Below are 15,702 nucleotides of genomic sequence, written 5' to 3' on the forward strand. Positions count from 1 at the left end.
TATCACCATTTATCTTTGATCTCGGCTTCAGCACCGCCGCTGCCGAATGTTATCCTGATACTGTCGCCCGCACTGATGCTCTCCGAAGAGTTCAGCAGCTTTTCGCCCTTGTATACAAGGGAATAACCGCGCGAAAGCACTTTTAGCGGACTCAGGCTGTCAAGTCTTGCTGCTTTTTCCGCAAGGCTGTGTTCAAGCCTGTCCATATATCTTAAAAGCGCTGTTTCACTGCGCTTTTCGAGGGCTGAGAGCCGCTCATCCGTAAGCTTGAGTCGCTTTTCGGGCGACTGAGAAAGAAGCCTTGCATTAAGCGCTGTGAACCGATCGGCTGCCTTGTCAAAACTCAATGATGCTGCTTTTTCCAAGCGACGCTCCAGAACAGATATCTTCTCATAGAGCAGTGCTGCATCGGGAGCTGCAAGCTCTGCCGCTGCCGAAGGCGTGGGAGCCCTGAGGTCAGCTGCAAGATCCGCTATGGTAAAATCTGTCTCGTGGCCAACAGCAGATATAACAGGCACATTGCAGTTATATATGGCATAAGCTACCTTTTCGGTATTGAAAACACTGAGGTCCTCGCTTGAACCTCCGCCTCTGCCCACGATTATAACGTCACAGCCTGCCGCTTCTGCCCTGAGTATGCCCCTGCATACCGACTCCGCAGCGCCTTCCCCCTGCACCAGCGCATTTACCGCATATACCTCGCCAAGCGGATACCGACGCGAAAGGACATTTATGATATCGCGCACCGCCGCTCCGTTCAGCGAAGTGACCGCGCCTATCTTCTTTGGCATAGCAGGGATAGGTCTTTTATGAGCAGTATCGAATATTCCTTCTTTCCGAAGCTTCTTTTTCAGCTGTTCAAGGGCAGCGCCTGCCGCACCTGCTCCTTCGGGGATTATATCATTGACGTAGAGCTGATAAGCTCCGTCACGCTCGTAAACTCCTATACTTCCCGATACGATAACGGACATACCGTCCTCAGGCTCGAATTTCAGGCGTGAAGCCGAGCCTGCGAACATTACCGCCTTAAGGGCGCTTTCACTGTCCTTAAGGGTAAAATATACATGGCCGCTGCGGAAATGCTTCACATAATCGGATATCTCTCCGCGCACCATTACGCACTGAATATTTCTGTCATTTTTCAATATAGAACCGATGTATCTGTTTATCTGTGTAACTGTAATTACAGGCATCCTTTTTCTCCTGTACTCTTCAAATATCCGTATATAGCCACTCCTGCCGCGTTGTCGCAGGAATACTGCGGCTCGGCAAAGCCTGCTGACGGAAAACGGGAAATAATACTGTCGCGTATTATAACGTCCGACATTACTCCGCCTGCAAAAATGAGCGGCAGCTCGCCGAACCTGTCCTCTGCATGAGCTGTCATGGCAATTATCGTCTCTGCTATGAAATCAAGGCAATACCTTGCGATATTCTCAGGCTTTTCACCGTTTTTAAGCATTAAACCGCATTTATTCTCGACTCCCGAAAGACAGCAGCTGCCGTCTTTCAGAACAGGTCTTACCTTAAAGCTCCTATCTGCATTTACCGCAAGCTTTTCAAGCTCTGCACCGCAGGGGAAATGAAGTCCAAGCATAAGGCCTGTGCGGTCAACAGCCTGTCCCGCCTTTAGGTCAAGGGAAGTTCCGACCTCCGTTATTTTCATAATGCTATCCGCATCAGGCTCGCAAAGCAGACAGTCGGTAGTCCCACCGCTGACATGAAAGGCTATGAAGCGCTCCTTCACAAGTTCAAGCCTGTCAGCTGAATACAGCGCTGCAAGGATATGTCCCACCTGATGAGAGGTCGAGTAAAGCCTTGCTCCCGTCACAGCCGCATATGAACGTGCAAAGCCTTCGCCGCACAGAAAACACGGCATATATGAGCCGTCAATGCTGCGGGGCCTTGCAGAAGCCGTAACGACTTTTGGCATATCAAGGCTGTTTTCACCAAAAAGCTGCTCTATCATATCGGGGAGCTGTTTCGTGTGATGAAAAACCGCGTCGCTCTGACGAAGCCCGAGCTCTCCCTCTTTTACAGGAAGGAGCTTTTTGCACTGATATACTTTGTTTTCCTCACTTACATAAACAGCCGCCGAAGTAGTATAGTTACTCGTGTCAATACCGAGGAATTCAGGCATTTTCTTTTTCTTCCTTCTGAGAATCCCTTGAAAAAGCTCCGAGAACGCCGTTGATAAAGGCGGTATCCTCCTGATAGGTATACATCATGGAAAGCTTTATCGCCTCGCTTATAGCCGCATTCATGGGAGTGTTGTCATCATAGAGCGACTCAAACATAGCTATGCGGAGAATGGCAAGATTGAGCTTTGATATTCTCGATATACTTCTTGATCTGCTGTATTTTGAGATTATTCCGTCAATCTCCTCGGCGTGTTCGAGTGTTCCTTCAACGATTTTCTTGACCTCATCGTTCACGGTTATCTCGTCTATCTCCTCAGCTATCTCATACAGCTCATTTATATCATCATCGCGCAGAAGCTGCTCGAAAACCAGCTTGAATGCGCTGTCTCTTATTTCACGTCTGGTCATTTATACTCTCCTTTTTTTCAAAGAAACAGTACATGAATATCATATCGTCTATCCCTTTGAATCCGTTTTTTATATAAAATCTTTCACTCGGCTTGCCCCTGCCTGTCAGAAGTGCCATTGCAGCAATATTCTCACAGGCAAGGTCTTTCCTTGCATAGTCAAGCACAGCTGTACCAATGCCGCTTTGCTGGATATCAGGCGATACGCAGAACTCGTCTATGACGTATTCCACACCGTGGAGATATGTGAGCTTTCTTCCGCAGAGTACAGCCTGTATGACGCCGTTCTCCTCGGACACATAGCCTATGGACTGCGGAGCTGACATAAGCTCCTTTATTCTGGTCTCGGCAAGCTCAAGGGACCATTCCTCGTTCCACGGCTCAGCAGCAAAGGCTGCGCGGAATACCTCGGCAGCCATTTTCAGGTCGGACGGTATGTATCGTCTTATCATTCAAATACAACGCCGCTGACTGTTACGTTGACTCTTGCTACAGGAACGCCTGTCATATTCTGGACGTTCTCCTTTACTGCTGTCTGGACTTCCTGTGCTATATTGCACGCCTTTTCGCCGCTCTTTATGATTATCCTCATATCAACAGCCGCAACATCGCCCATCATGCTTATTTTAATGGGACCGTTCTTTCTCAGCTTGCTCATCTTGCCAACTTCTCCGCCAAGTCCCGCAACTCCCTTTACATCAAGGGCTGCGATCCTGGCTATAGCGATTATAACGTCTTCTGACACTTTAAGCTTGCTTGAAACCTGAGGCTTCATATCTTCAACTTCCATAGCGGACCTCCGTCGGAACATATTTGAGTGTATCTTTTAATCAAAACATCGCATACACCCTTACTATTATATTATACCAAATAATTATTCTCAATTCAACTATTTCACCTCAAAAATTCTGATATTTTCTGCGGCGACCGATGTTTCGCCGAGAATTATCTCTTTTATGAAAGCTGCCTGTGCCTTGTCGAGCCCTTCCGTCTTTACGACTACCTTAGCGTTTTCCCCGTCAAGATAGGCTACGCAGTCCTGAAATCCCTGAGCTTTTATCAATGATTCGATAGTTCCTTCGCTTTCGATTAGCTTTGATACCTGTACCGCATCAAGAGCGTTCACAATTGCCTCGTCCTTGGTAACATCACCGCCGCCTATCATGGTCTGAAGCGTCTGCACTGCTTCATCGCGGTCTTTCATTTTGTCGAGCCTTGCCTGAGCAAAATAATCTCCTGCCATCGGCTCGGCTTCCGCATTCACGAACTCTGTCTCACCGTATTTCACATCATCAGCTCTATCGTGAAATACTGCCGAACCGTTTTCCCTGCCAAGCTCGGGAGCTGTTGCGTAGTTTATATATACGGCTACCGCAAGCATAAGCGTCAGGCAAGTCATGATTATCTGTTTCTTTCCTATTATAATAGATGGTTTTTTCATAATAATTCTCCTTTATCTGAGTTTTGTGACATAAATATGTGCAGTCGGAAGATCAAGCGCCGCTGATACGGCACTGTACAGCTTTTCTCTGACCGCTGCACTGTCACCGCCGCTGCATAGTATAACTGCTCCCGTTATTTTCGGGATCTTTACGGATTCTATAAGAGCTTTTTTTTCGCTCCCGCTCCCTATCATAACATATTTTTCTTCCTCCTCCGTTTTATTTTCCGCAATGCTGCGTCTGCCCTCAGTGGCGTATACGTATCGTTCGCTGCTTTCTGCTGTGATATAAGCCTTTACCTCTCCTGCTCCGTCTATCCTTCCGAGAAAATCCTCAAGGCTTTTTTCGGTCCTCATGCAGTAATCCTGCACATCGCTCAGCTTCTGAGTGAGATCTCTTTCGGTATTTACTTCCGCAGCCTTATCAGGCAGAACCGCCGATATCATTATCAGAAGCAGTCCCGCGATACCGCAAACGGTCATAAATACAGCCCAGTTCCTTTTCTTTACAAGCTCTTTAGCTTTTTCGATCAGTTCCATTTATGACCTCCGTTTCCTGTCCGAGACTTTTGCGGATAAGCTCCTCAGCCGCCGCAGGATCTGCTGAACTGATAATGACTCTACTAATATCTATGCTGCCGTCCTCTGAAATATTAACCTCTGTCTTTATTTCTTTTATGTCTATCCCTGCTGCCTTAAGCTGTGAATACAGGATATCAGAAATATTGTCCGCCGCCTTATGTGCTACCTCGTTTCGGTAAACTTCAGCTGCCGCGCTGTAATCCGATACCTCATATCCGCCGATCTCGGGGAGACTGAATTCCCTGCAGCCCTTTATAACAGCCGATGCAAACACAACTGCGAAAACAAGCTTAAGGATAAATGCAGCCTGAGCCTTCAGCCTTGTACCGTCTGTAATGAGCCTTAGAAGATATATCCCTGCGGAAACATAGCACACGCTCCTTACCGATTCAATAAGATCATCCGTATCATCACCCCCCATTCCTCATAAGTACTGCCGTACACAGAATAAACATCACTCCGTAGCATATAAGCACGCTCTGAGCTACTGACAGAGCGGAGTCAAATGATCTCAGCAGCTTTGACATTGATCCCTCGCCAAGAAGCTCCGCAGAAGCAGAGCCTATCCACATCACAAGACGGAATATCATTATCTGTACCACAGGCGGAAGCAATATGAGTATTATGGCAAAACAACCGGCTGTCCCAACAGTACCGCGTATAACATCAAGGCTGCTGCGTACTGTGGAATATGCGTCGTTGACAGCTCCGCCGACCACGGGAACAAGTCCCGAGATCATAAAACGCACCGTTTTTGATGCCGCTCCGTCTGCCTTTCCCGCCAAAGTGCATTTCAGCGTGACAAATCCAGTAAAAAGCAGCATTGAAGCTGTAAGCAGCCATGTTACCGTTTTCCTGATAAGCTGAACTATACCGCTCAGGTCCTGACCCGTGAATACGCTTCCCGTGACCGAAAGCATTGCAGAAGCCGACAGCAGCGGCATAAGAAAGCTGCCCGAGAGCTGCAATATGAGCTCCGATGCTGCAAGCACAGCAATATCATAAACTCCTGCCGAAGCAATACCGCCCGAAACTGCCGTTATTCCTGCGAATACCGGTATAAATGCCGTAATGAAGCTGCCGCTGAGCTTAACAGCTTCAAGAGTACAGGAAAAAGCTTTGAAAACAGGAGGTGCTATCACCGACGCAGCCGTGATCGTACATACGGCGCTGTATACCTCGGAGGAAGAATCCAGTATCCCTTTGCCTGTATTTTTAAGCACAGCCGAAATGACAGTCACGATCATCAGCGTTCCAAGCATACTGATAACATTCTCTTTTGAGACTCCCGATCTTTCAGCAACTTTTTCCGCAATTCCGCCAAATGTAGCTTCATTTATCTCCTCAGAGCTTAATCCTATACCGTAATCGCTCAGTACCTCGTCAAGTTCTTCGCTGTAGCTTTCCTCTGTGCTGCTATCAAGTGCGTACACCTTCGTTTCGACGCAGAAGCTGAATACCAGCAAAGCTATAAATAATATTTTTGCTATCCTTTCCATTTCTCACCTATATAAGCTTGTCTATCAGTCCGATAAAGCCTCTGACTATCGGCAGACTTATCACAACTACCGCTGCCCGTCCCCATAGTTCGGCAGCCGCCCCCATGGCAGCTTCGCCGCTGTCCCTGCAAAGCTCCCCTGATATATGCGTGATGCAGCATATCGCAAGAGCCTTGAACATTGATGAAATGTAGCTTTCAGGGATGCCTGCCGTTAAAAATATATCCCTTATCTCTGATACAGGATATTCAAGCATTATCACAGCTCCTGTGAATATTACAGAGCATACTGCCAGCGAAAGAAGGAGTGAATGCTCCGAGCAGTACTGCCTGAGCAGCAGCGACAGCAAAGCTCCCCCGACGCAGAAAGCTCCGACTGTTAAGCAATTTCCTACCATAGCCCGAATACAGTTTTTACTCTGTCGAACAGGTCGCCTATCTCATCAACAATGATTATCAGAACAACGATGAGCCCTGCAAGTGTTGTCATCATTGCCTGTTCTTCGCGTTCCGCACGTTTCAGAACAAGATTGAGGACAGCTACGATTATACCTGTACCCGCTATCTTAAAAATCAGATCTATGTTCATTTCCTATCCTCAAATCACCATTATTGCAGCAGTTACCCCCGCAAGCAGTCCGAGACTTCTGTAAAGCCTGCCCTTTGCAGTATATTCCGCATTTCTCTGTTCATAAAGAGCCTTTGCTCTTTCACGATAGAAAGACAAAGCCTTCAGCTGCCCCTCTGTATCGGTAGTTCCGAGAGAAGAGCCTATCTCTATGATAAGCTCACGCTCTTCCGCGGCAAATCCGCGGCTTTTCAATACGGATCCACGCCATTCATCATGGAAATCCGCGCTTTCTCCATAGCTTTGCGGAAGCTCACCAAGAAAAGTCAGCATATTAAGGTCGGCCTCCCTGAGCTTTGCTGCTATTCCATAAACATCGGTCTCACAGCCTCGTATATAAAGCTCGCATATCCGAAGCATTTTTTCGATCTCACGGCATATCTCAGTTCTTTTTCTGAGATTTTCCGAGCTGTTAAGTCCGCAGAAAGCTCCGCACAGTATTATTGATATGACTGCCAACGCCCTAATGAACATTTCTCAGCCTCTTTATTTCCCTGATCTCTGAGGGTGCAGAAGCTCCCTCAAGAAACGCGATACAGTCAAACAGACCGCTGTTTACAAGAAATGCAATGTCTTTTCTTTTCATCAGGTCATTATAGTTTTCGCCGTGAGCCGTGACTGCAAATCTGACACCGCAGCCGATACCGTTCAGTATTGCTTCCGAGTCTTCTGTTGAGGATATCTCGTCGCAGAAAATGACCTCGGGAGATAAAGTCCTGACAGCGGACATTATACCTTCTGCACGGCTGAGATTTACTATCAGATCGGTCATAGCTCCGATATCGTTCTGCGGCTCACCGCCGAACAGACCAGCTACCTCGTTCCTCTCGTCTATCAATGCTGTCTTTCGGCAGCTTCCCGTTAATCTGCAAAGCTCTCTGAGAACTGTTGTCTTTCCCGAATTTACACTGCCGCAGATAATGATGTTTTGATCGAAAGTTTCCGCAAAAAGCTCGTCCGCACAGCCTTTTACACATCTCGGGATACGAAAATTCAGAGATGCAAATTCATAGAGCACAGGTCTTTCCGCAGAGGAATATACTCCCGAAATTCCGACTCTAACTGCGTTTTCGAGCATAAAATATCCCTCTTCGAGCTGCTTTTTACAGCTGTGGACAGAAAAATGACATAATCTTTCGACTGTTTCTTTTACAGCTCCTGTACCGACAAGATAAGCTTCTTCAGTATATTTTTCAGACAGACTTCCGTCCTTTTGCAGGAATCTTATCCTGTCAGGATAAACCATATAAACAGGTCCGCCTGCACGCATCCTGATCTCTGTAAGACAACTAAGCTCTCTCTCATGCAGAGCAGACATAAGTCCGCGTATCTTTTCGGGCAGATAGCTCAGTACGGTCTTATAGCTTGTACTGTCATTCATTTTCATCACTCCTTTACTTAATATTATGTCCGTGAAAGCCTTGATAGAACAAAAAAGGGCGCTGAAGCGCCCATAAAAAAACAGCACACATATTGTGTGCTGTTTTCCGAACTCATTCCTTTACACCGCCGAGTGCAACACCCGCAATGATAAATCTTGAAAGAGCTACATATGCAATTATGATCGGAATAATAGAAAGTGCGATCGCCAGATAGATCGTTCCGTAATCGCTGAACTTATCAGATGACTGAAGAGAAGCCACCATCATAGGAAGTGTCTTCTTCTTAAGAGGTACATTGATAAGGATCATGTTAGCATTATAGAAGTTGTTCCAGCTTGCGATGAAAGCGAATATAGCCTGAACTGCTATAGCGGGTTTCATCATAGGAATTGCAATAGATAAGAAAGTCCTGAACTCACTGCATCCGTCTATACGCGCTGCTTCAACGATATCCAGCGGGAATGATGACTTCATGTATGACCTCATGAAGTATACTACCGCAGGAGCTGCAACAGACGGGATTATCAAAGGCCAGTATGTATTTGTAAGCTTAAGGTCTGCCATAAACTTTACAAAACCGGCAGCTGTTACCTGCATAGGCACCATCATAACAAGGAGAATCACTGTGTAGGATACTTCCTTGAGTTTGAAATCGTAAACATGTATTCCGTAAGCAGTAAGCGCTGAAAAGAATACTGTAAGGAATGTGGAACAGCAGGTGATGAACAAGCTGTTCTTATAACCATGGAAAATATTGAAAGCAAACTTGAAAGCAGGCTCGTTAAGCACCTTATCAAGATTTGATTTCAGATATGTACTCGGTACAAAGCTGATACCTGTTGAAATAGCCTGATGTGAACGTGTGGCATTAATAACAAGTATATAAATAGGAAGCAAACAGATTATCGTCAGAAAAAGGAACCACAGAAAAAGTATTGTGGACTTCAGCTTGATCTTGAGTGCATAGCTGTCCTTAGCCTTGCCGTAGACAGATTTCATATTATTGCTCATAATCTTATACCTCCAAACTGCCTGTTTTCCTGTCTGGCTTCTTTAGCAGCCTTCTTACGCATTTTCTTCTTGGCGATCTCGTCCTTGTCTCGTGTCATATAGAACGCGATAAGTCCGAGCGCAAGAGTTACGAAGAACAGAAGTACGGAAGCAGCACCTGCATAACCCATTTTGTTCTCATTGGATTGTGCATGGAAGTACTGGAAGATCATAACGGCGACCGTCTTGATATGATCTCTTACATTAAGGTCCTTATTATAAAGGAACGGGATATCGAACATCTGGAGACCGCCGATCATGGAAGTGATAAGTGTATATGCCATGATAGGAGTCAGAAGAGGCAGAGTGATCTTTCTGAACACCTGTCCCGAGCTTGCACCGTCGATGCTTGCAGCCTCGAACAGTGAAGGATTGATGCCCTGGATACCTGACATGAGCATGATCATCGTATTACCGAACCACATCCATGTCTGAATAAACATAATAACGATACGTGACTGCCACTTGCCCTCAACAAACTTTACAGTGCTGTACAGTCCTGCGCCGATAACGTCCCTCTTGACGATACCGAGCTTGTAAAGCAGGAGGTTTATTGCACCCGGGTTTGTTTCCGACTGTCCGCAGAGCTGAAGGAAAAGAACAGCTACAGAAGCAGCAGTAATGATATTCGGAAGATACATTACTACCTTAAAGAAGCCCTTTCCGGGGATCTTTAACTGAGCTTCCGTAAACCATACAGCCAGCGAAAGCGAAAGAGCAAGCTGTGGTATAAAGTTGCCTATCCACAGAATGAAAGTGTTGCCGAGACACCTGAAGAAGCTCTCGTGGATAACACGGACTTTACGTCCCTCACCGCCAAAAAGAATATCCTTATAATTCTGTAAGCCTATCCACTGAGCGACATCCTTGCCGTTGCCGTGAAAGCTTACAAGAAAGGTATTTATGAGCGGCCATAACTGGAAAAAGAAATAAACAAGAAAAAACGGTAAAATAAAGTAATAGCCATACTTAGCGTAGCTTACAGACTTTATACGTCTATGCGCGTTAGATGACATAAAACACACCCTCTCGAATTAGTATAAATAAATATAGACCTACGGAATACCTGAGTATTCCGTAGGCATATTTATTATGTTGTACTGTTAATTAATCAATGATTAGTCAACGTCGAGATCAGGTGCAGCCTCAGCAGCCTTGTCGAGGAACTCTTCCTTAGTTTCTTCCCAAGTTGCGCCGCCCTCAAGGTACTTGTCCTTAACAGCGTTCTGGAATGCGCCCTTGAGTGTTGAGTCATAAGGTGTGATAAGGCCGTTGAAGTTGATCTTCTTAGCGTTATCAGCAAGAGCCTTGAAGTAGTTCTGGTTGTCAACAAAAATACCTGAGATATCCTGATTGAATACTGTATCGCTTGCGATAAGCTCATCCATAACCTTTGAGTTGTTTACATACTCAGGCTTCTTAACAGCGTAATCCTTCATAGCTGCCTCATCAGATGTAGCTGAGAGGATAAGAGCCTTAGCCTCTTCCTTATTATCGGAAGCAGGGTTAACAACCATCCAAGTACCGCCCCAGTAGTAAGGAACAGGTCCCTGGCATACTGCCCACTTGCCGTACTGCTCGCCGCCTACGCCGCCAACAGCATCCATGAAGAAGTTACCGAAGCCCCATGTAGAAACGAAGTAACCCATGCAGTTTCCTGTAACACCGGCAGCCTTCCACTCGTCTGTCCACTGTGTGTTCTTTGTGATACCGCCGCAGTCCCAGAGAGCCTTAGCTGTATCAGCGAAGTCCTTGCATGAATCGTCGATCTCTACCTTGTTATCCTTAACCCAAGGTGTTGTACGTCCGCAAGCATATGCCTGCCAGAGACCACCGAGTGTATCAGCAAGAGCAACGCCCTTGTTTGTCTGCTCAGAGATTGACTGTGCAGCAGCAATAAAGTCTTCCCAGCTGCCGATCTTAGCCTGCATCTCATCAGGTGTCTTAACACCGAGGTACTGCTCAGCGAGGTCAGCTCTGTAAGCAAATCCGCCTGCAGCAGCCTGCCATGAAACACCTACACGCTTGCCTGCGTTTGCACCCTCTGTAGCCTTACCGATATCATCTGTGTAGCTGTAGATGTTCGGGAAAGCAGAATCGTCGATTCCGAGATCCTCAAGAGCCATTGTTCTTGTATCATCGTTAACGAACTTGAGTGCCCAGTCAGCCTCGCAGAAGTAAACGTCGAGATCCTCGTTGTTGTTGAACATCTGATCGTACTTCTCAGCAGCTTCGCCGCCGCCGCAGCTCATGTCGATGAAGTGTACGCCTTCAACCTTGTCGTCAGAAAGGTCACCAACGATTGTATCAAAGCTGAGGCCCTTCCACTGAGCGATGAGGTAAGGTGCATCATCGTGGTTCCAAGCAGCAACTGTGAATACCTTCTCGTCAGACTTCTTGTCACCGTCGTTGTTGTCGTCTGCCTTAGCAGCAGTTGTTGTCTGAGTGTCCTTTGTGTCATTGTTCTTTGCATCGTCACCGCAGCTTGCGAGTGATGCAGCAGCCATAGCGATTGTAGCTGCTAATGCTAATGTTCTCTTAAGTGTGTTCATTAGAATTTTCCTCCTTAAATATCTATATTATACTTTTGTATAATATTAACGTTAACAATCCTTTGCGGTATCATCGCGGTAACTATCAGTCCGATGATTGTCCTCACCGCCGACGATCGCAGCCGTTATGCATACCCCCTGCTTCTGTTCTCCGAAGCTTTACCCGAGACGATTGTCTCATTTTTATTTTATATGCAGAGCAGTCTCTTGCGGAGTTGTCTGTCTCACGGCTCATACACAGGCTGTTGTCCCCCACCCGTACTCAAAAGAGTCTGAGAAAGCTTCTCCTGTGTCACAGCCTCCTGCTCATTCTGTTTTGACACATTTGTCATTTCAGTATGTCAGAGTATGACTGTGCAACAATTGCTCTTGCAGTTACAAATATACCGTATTTTGCGGTCAAAGTCAATCCTTTGTATCGTTCCTTAATCTTTTTTGAGCACATTGTATACTTTCAACACTGCTTTTTGACAGTTCTTACATAAATACGAGCAGTATAATTTAAAAGTTACAAATCGGTAAAAGCATTTTAGACACTAATTACACAAATTACTGCTCATTCTTTTAGAGCAATTGCCTAACGGATACAAAAGAACGTCCCTGATACAGTAAATTTTTGACAATAAAAACGAACATACGTTTTTGGTTATGTGATAACCGATCTTTTTGAGTAGATGACAAGTATGGCCGCCGCATCAACAGCATCTATGCGTCCGTTCTCGTCAACGTCGGCGTATTTCTGCATTTCCTTTGGAATATAGCCGTCTTTCCCCGTTGAAACAGCCGCATAGTGCTTCAGTACCTTTGCTGCGTCAACTGCATCGACATATCCGTCAGAATTCACATCCCCGATATCAGGCTCTACAGGCGGTATATACAGCGACTGAGAAGCAAATGCGGAATCCGATGCAATATAACGGATATAACAGCCCTTTGACCTGTCTATGTTCCTGCTGAGCTTGTATTCCATACCAATAAGCTTGCCGATCTGCTCCTCCGTGATACCGTTCCTTTTAGTTAAAAGCCCGCTGAATTCTTCTATACTGTAGCCATAGTCCTCGGCAAGAGCTTCAATAGCCATCTGCGGAACATATCCCTCATAGGTTATCTCACATTCATATAAGCCGTCATATGTATATTTCCCTTTGCTTTCCATACGTATATCCGACATATCGGGCTTTAACGCGGGAGCCTCGGGTATCTCAAATCTGACGGGCTCGCTTTCAAACCTGCCGTCGCCGCCTCTGACTATAAGGGTAAAGGTCTCTCCGGGGATAACATTGATATAGCACAGTCCGAAGGTGTTCGGGTCTACAGTATCTCCCGATATCAGTCTTCCCTTTGCCTTTACCAGCTCCATTATCTGTCCGTGCTCTATCATGAGCTCAGCTCTTTCGGCAGCCTCCGCGTCGATGGGACCGATAGCTTCGCTTTTGAAATTTATGGAAATATTGGAAATGTCATACCTTTCGGGTACCTGAACAGGGATCTCGACTCCGTTTTTTATGGCTGTGAGCTCCATGCCTGCGTAGTCAATGACTTTATCAGACACGGAAAGCTCCTTGCCGTCGGGGGCGATGATCTTATCGGCAATCGACGAGCTTATTGAGCCTTTTTCATCGTCGAAGCCAATGAGCGATCTGTTGACGTGCAGCGTTACCGTATTTTCAAGCACATTCTCCCCCGAGAGCTTCATAATGATATCAGTTGTACCAAACTGTACAGGCACGCTCTCTATCCATTCTCCTGATCTGTATTTTTTTCCGTCATATTCGACATCATATACGGTACCGAGACAAAGAGAGATCTTTTCAGTGCTTGTAGGGATATAGATGCTGAACTCCTTTTCCGATTCCCTCTCCGCATACCGAAGGATGCCGTTGTTTTTATAGGCTGTGGGAATATATCCCACCCAGTTGAATTCAGCGGTTTTCGGGTAGTAGGTCCGCTGTGTAAAGTTCTTCGCTCCCTCGCAGTCACAGATGGCGCTGACAGTGTTTTTTTCTTTTATTGCGATCGGCTCCTTGTAATCCTCGGCTTCGCCGCTGTCTTTATACCAGCGTATATTTTCGGAGCTGCCGCCGTATGAGAGAGCGATCTTTTCATCAAGGGAAACAGCTCCCTCATGGTGCGAAAAGCTCACCTTGCCCACAGGATCGGTATAAGCCTTTAAAGTAAGATTTCCCAGTCTTATCTTTACATCGCCCCTGGAAAAGGTGTCTCTGTAGCTCTTTTCGTTTTCGGCAGCTTTCTCGAGAAGCTCTGTATCTGTATCCTCGAGTCCGTCATAAAACTGCTCGATAAAGGACTCAAGCAGAGCCTGTTTCTCGTCCTCATCCAAAGTCACGTCCTCATCCACGACGTCATTCCATTCCCTGCCGTCAACGCTGAAAAAGCTTTCATTTCTGCCTGTATATTCCTTTATCTTTGACTCTCTTGTATATGAACTGATATCGTAATATGTATCTTCGCTCTCCCTTATGTAGAGACTGCTCTCTACAGGCAGAACAAATGGTGAATCCTCACAGTAAAGCTTCACGACAACCGAAAATTTCTCGTTCTTTTCAAGTATAACAGGTCTGTCAAGGTCAAGCGTGAAAAATCCTGTATAGTCACATCTTCCCTTTGTTACCTCCGAGGCTGTGCCCGATGACGGATCGCTTTCATCCTTAAGGTCAGTATATATAGTTATTTCGTAATCCGTACCTGCGTTGTATATGTATGTGCCCACAGCGCTTATCTGCTCGTCACGTTCAGCCTTGAATATATCCGCCATATATGACGATCCCTGTTCATCGGCAGTATCATAAGCAGACAGAGTCTGTATCGGTATAAAACTGTCATACTGATATATTTTTTCGTGTTCATCAGCGTCGTCAAGCTCGAACACGGCAAAATCCTCAAGGGTCCTGTCATAGTAGGATATCCATATATAGCCGTTCTCGCCTTCAAGTGTTCCCCAGCTGTTCTTGCACAGCCATGCGCCGTCGCCCTCGGGGGAATTGCAGAATTTATCCGCGGAGAAAGTATCGTCCCAGCCGACTATGGTTACTGCATGGTTGGCAAAACGCGGCTTTCTCTTTGAATTAGAGGTGCTGTATTCCTTGTTCCAGTTGCGCTTCTTGTCTGACATATAAGAAACATCAACAGCATTTCCTTTATATATGAACCCCTTTATCATACTGTTTATATCGTCGAAGTTCTCTCTGTCATCATCATAGTCAAAGCTGTAGGCATTTCTCATATGATAGTCAGCCTGTCGCTGCATATGATCAACTTCAGACATATTATCAAAAAACTTTGTGTCCGAATATGGCAGTCTGCTTTCGCTGACAGGTCCGATCCACTGAGACCAGATATTCGATACCATCCTTGAAGTTCCGCCCTCTGCCATGACTTCCTCCACATCAGTTGACTTGGAATACAGCTGGTCATACCCGTAATACGGATAATAAGCTGTATGGAGCTCTGAAAGGTCGATATATGGTACTTCCGACAATATGCTCGTCTCTGCGCTGGCTATTGCCGCATGAGCCCAGCAGCTTCCGAATGAGCCCTGGGACTTTACTGCTGTTGAACCGAAGACCTTTCTCATATCAAAGCTTTCGGGAAAAGAAGCACTTTCGGGAGTTCCCTTTACCGCTGACGGACAAACCGCTCCGTATGCAGCCATTGGTTCAAATTCCGTACCGTCTCCGCCCACGCATCTTAATACAGGCATTGAAAAAGAACACGACTGTGACTGTACCGCTGCTCCTTTGAGCCCTTCTTTATAAAAATCAAGTCCTTTTACAGCTTCCGCAAATGCTGGAAGCGGTACCGAAGCCGCCGCAATGACAAATGACACAGCCGCAGCTGTAAATTTTAATGCCCTGTTTACCATATTATCTCTCCCTTCGCTGCCATCTCTTCCGTTGAAGCAAATATACAATCATTATACCACATAAGGCTGTTTTTGTAAAGCAAAAGTACCCTTGACCGGATAGCCAAGGGTACTATGTGTTATCAGTATATTACTTCT

Annotated in this window: 17 protein-coding genes; all 17 read right to left on the reverse strand. The window is 46.1% G+C overall.

What is annotated here, in order from left to right; translation table 11 throughout:
• Positions 1–2 precede the first annotated feature (2 nt).
• The gene (gene xseA / locus Q0R37_RS03245) at positions 3–1,193 is read right to left on the reverse strand and encodes an exodeoxyribonuclease VII large subunit (protein ID WP_294751129.1); all 1,191 of its coding nucleotides are present in this window, start codon (positions 1,191–1,193) and stop codon (positions 3–5) included.
• Positions 1,184–2,140, reverse strand: coding sequence for a peptidase M22 (locus tag Q0R37_RS03250; protein ID WP_294751132.1), 957 nt, complete (start codon positions 2,138–2,140; stop codon positions 1,184–1,186). Before Q0R37_RS03250 ends, xseA begins: the two co-directional genes overlap by 10 nt.
• Positions 2,133–2,549 (reverse strand): transcription antitermination factor NusB, encoded by a 417-nt coding sequence (gene nusB / locus Q0R37_RS03255; RefSeq protein WP_294751136.1) that lies wholly within the window; start codon positions 2,547–2,549, stop codon positions 2,133–2,135. The genes Q0R37_RS03250 and nusB overlap by 8 nt, the downstream gene beginning before the upstream one ends.
• Positions 2,536–3,000: a GNAT family N-acetyltransferase gene (locus tag Q0R37_RS03260; protein WP_294751138.1), complete on the reverse strand. Its 465-nt coding sequence runs from the start codon at positions 2,998–3,000 to the stop codon at positions 2,536–2,538. The genes nusB and Q0R37_RS03260 overlap by 14 nt, the downstream gene beginning before the upstream one ends.
• Positions 2,997–3,338, reverse strand: coding sequence for an Asp23/Gls24 family envelope stress response protein (locus tag Q0R37_RS03265; protein WP_294751142.1), 342 nt, complete (start codon positions 3,336–3,338; stop codon positions 2,997–2,999). The genes Q0R37_RS03260 and Q0R37_RS03265 overlap by 4 nt, the downstream gene beginning before the upstream one ends.
• A 99-nt stretch (positions 3,339–3,437) precedes the next feature.
• A complete protein-coding gene (locus tag Q0R37_RS03270; protein WP_294751145.1) occupies positions 3,438–3,989 on the reverse strand; it encodes a SpoIIIAH-like family protein in 552 nt (183 codons plus the stop codon).
• A 12-nt stretch (positions 3,990–4,001) separates the two neighbouring features.
• Positions 4,002–4,529, reverse strand: a complete 528-nt coding sequence (locus Q0R37_RS03275; protein ID WP_294751147.1) for a hypothetical protein — start codon at positions 4,527–4,529, stop codon at positions 4,002–4,004.
• Positions 4,507–4,992 carry a hypothetical protein gene (locus tag Q0R37_RS03280; RefSeq protein ID WP_294751149.1) on the reverse strand — a complete coding sequence of 162 codons (486 nt, stop codon included), beginning with the start codon at positions 4,990–4,992 and terminating at the stop codon, positions 4,507–4,509. Before Q0R37_RS03280 ends, Q0R37_RS03275 begins: the two co-directional genes overlap by 23 nt.
• A complete protein-coding gene (locus Q0R37_RS03285; RefSeq protein ID WP_294751152.1) occupies positions 4,982–6,070 on the reverse strand; it encodes a hypothetical protein in 1,089 nt (362 codons plus the stop codon). The genes Q0R37_RS03280 and Q0R37_RS03285 overlap by 11 nt, the downstream gene beginning before the upstream one ends.
• Positions 6,071–6,077: 7 nt before the next feature.
• Complete coding sequence (locus Q0R37_RS03290; protein ID WP_294751155.1) at positions 6,078–6,419, reverse strand: SpoIIIAC/SpoIIIAD family protein; 342 nt, start codon at positions 6,417–6,419, stop codon at positions 6,078–6,080.
• A 41-nt stretch (positions 6,420–6,460) separates the two neighbouring features.
• A complete protein-coding gene (spoIIIAC, locus tag Q0R37_RS03295; RefSeq protein WP_294751158.1) occupies positions 6,461–6,658 on the reverse strand; it encodes a stage III sporulation protein AC in 198 nt (65 codons plus the stop codon).
• A gap of 9 nt (positions 6,659–6,667) precedes the next feature.
• On the reverse strand, positions 6,668–7,171 hold the full coding sequence (locus tag Q0R37_RS03300; protein ID WP_294751161.1) for a stage III sporulation protein AB: 504 nt from the start codon (positions 7,169–7,171) through the stop codon (positions 6,668–6,670).
• The gene (locus tag Q0R37_RS03305; RefSeq protein WP_294751164.1) at positions 7,161–8,078 is read right to left on the reverse strand and encodes a hypothetical protein; all 918 of its coding nucleotides are present in this window, start codon (positions 8,076–8,078) and stop codon (positions 7,161–7,163) included. Before Q0R37_RS03305 ends, Q0R37_RS03300 begins: the two co-directional genes overlap by 11 nt.
• A gap of 112 nt (positions 8,079–8,190) precedes the next feature.
• Positions 8,191–9,090 (reverse strand): carbohydrate ABC transporter permease, encoded by a 900-nt coding sequence (locus Q0R37_RS03310; RefSeq protein ID WP_294751167.1) that lies wholly within the window; start codon positions 9,088–9,090, stop codon positions 8,191–8,193.
• Complete coding sequence (locus tag Q0R37_RS03315) at positions 9,087–10,145, reverse strand: sugar ABC transporter permease (protein WP_294751170.1); 1,059 nt, start codon at positions 10,143–10,145, stop codon at positions 9,087–9,089. The genes Q0R37_RS03310 and Q0R37_RS03315 overlap by 4 nt, the downstream gene beginning before the upstream one ends.
• A 102-nt stretch (positions 10,146–10,247) precedes the next feature.
• Positions 10,248–11,681, reverse strand: a complete 1,434-nt coding sequence (locus Q0R37_RS03320) for an ABC transporter substrate-binding protein (protein ID WP_294751172.1) — start codon at positions 11,679–11,681, stop codon at positions 10,248–10,250.
• Between the two features lie 646 nt (positions 11,682–12,327).
• On the reverse strand, positions 12,328–15,564 hold the full coding sequence (locus Q0R37_RS03325; RefSeq protein ID WP_294751175.1) for a lectin like domain-containing protein: 3,237 nt from the start codon (positions 15,562–15,564) through the stop codon (positions 12,328–12,330).
• Positions 15,565–15,702 lie beyond the last annotated feature (138 nt).

The sequence above is a fragment of the uncultured Ruminococcus sp. genome, assembly GCF_946415235.1.
Taxonomy (GTDB): domain Bacteria; phylum Bacillota; class Clostridia; order Oscillospirales; family Ruminococcaceae; genus Ruminococcus.

What these genes read in the sequence shown, in the direction of transcription:
- Q0R37_RS03315 (WP_294751170.1), bottom strand. Translation starts at nt 10,145, where the DNA reads ATGTCATCTAACGCGCATAGACGTATAAAGTCTGTAAGCTACGCTAAG.
- spoIIIAC (WP_294751158.1), bottom strand. Translation starts at nt 6,658, where the DNA reads ATGAACATAGATCTGATTTTTAAGATAGCGGGTACAGGTATAATCGTA.
- Q0R37_RS03310 (WP_294751167.1), bottom strand. Translation starts at nt 9,090, where the DNA reads ATGAGCAATAATATGAAATCTGTCTACGGCAAGGCTAAGGACAGCTAT.
- xseA (WP_294751129.1), bottom strand. Translation starts at nt 1,193, where the DNA reads ATGCCTGTAATTACAGTTACACAGATAAACAGATACATCGGTTCTATA.
- nusB (WP_294751136.1), bottom strand. Translation starts at nt 2,549, where the DNA reads ATGACCAGACGTGAAATAAGAGACAGCGCATTCAAGCTGGTTTTCGAG.
- Q0R37_RS03265 (WP_294751142.1), bottom strand. Translation starts at nt 3,338, where the DNA reads ATGGAAGTTGAAGATATGAAGCCTCAGGTTTCAAGCAAGCTTAAAGTG.
- Q0R37_RS03285 (WP_294751152.1), bottom strand. Translation starts at nt 6,070, where the DNA reads ATGGAAAGGATAGCAAAAATATTATTTATAGCTTTGCTGGTATTCAGC.
- Q0R37_RS03275 (WP_294751147.1), bottom strand. Translation starts at nt 4,529, where the DNA reads ATGGAACTGATCGAAAAAGCTAAAGAGCTTGTAAAGAAAAGGAACTGG.
- Q0R37_RS03300 (WP_294751161.1), bottom strand. Translation starts at nt 7,171, where the DNA reads ATGTTCATTAGGGCGTTGGCAGTCATATCAATAATACTGTGCGGAGCT.
- Q0R37_RS03260 (WP_294751138.1), bottom strand. Translation starts at nt 3,000, where the DNA reads ATGATAAGACGATACATACCGTCCGACCTGAAAATGGCTGCCGAGGTA.
- Q0R37_RS03280 (WP_294751149.1), bottom strand. Translation starts at nt 4,992, where the DNA reads ATGGGGGGTGATGATACGGATGATCTTATTGAATCGGTAAGGAGCGTG.
- Q0R37_RS03250 (WP_294751132.1), bottom strand. Translation starts at nt 2,140, where the DNA reads ATGCCTGAATTCCTCGGTATTGACACGAGTAACTATACTACTTCGGCG.
- Q0R37_RS03270 (WP_294751145.1), bottom strand. Translation starts at nt 3,989, where the DNA reads ATGAAAAAACCATCTATTATAATAGGAAAGAAACAGATAATCATGACT.
- Q0R37_RS03320 (WP_294751172.1), bottom strand. Translation starts at nt 11,681, where the DNA reads ATGAACACACTTAAGAGAACATTAGCATTAGCAGCTACAATCGCTATG.
- Q0R37_RS03305 (WP_294751164.1), bottom strand. Translation starts at nt 8,078, where the DNA reads ATGAATGACAGTACAAGCTATAAGACCGTACTGAGCTATCTGCCCGAA.
- Q0R37_RS03325 (WP_294751175.1), bottom strand. Translation starts at nt 15,564, where the DNA reads ATGGTAAACAGGGCATTAAAATTTACAGCTGCGGCTGTGTCATTTGTC.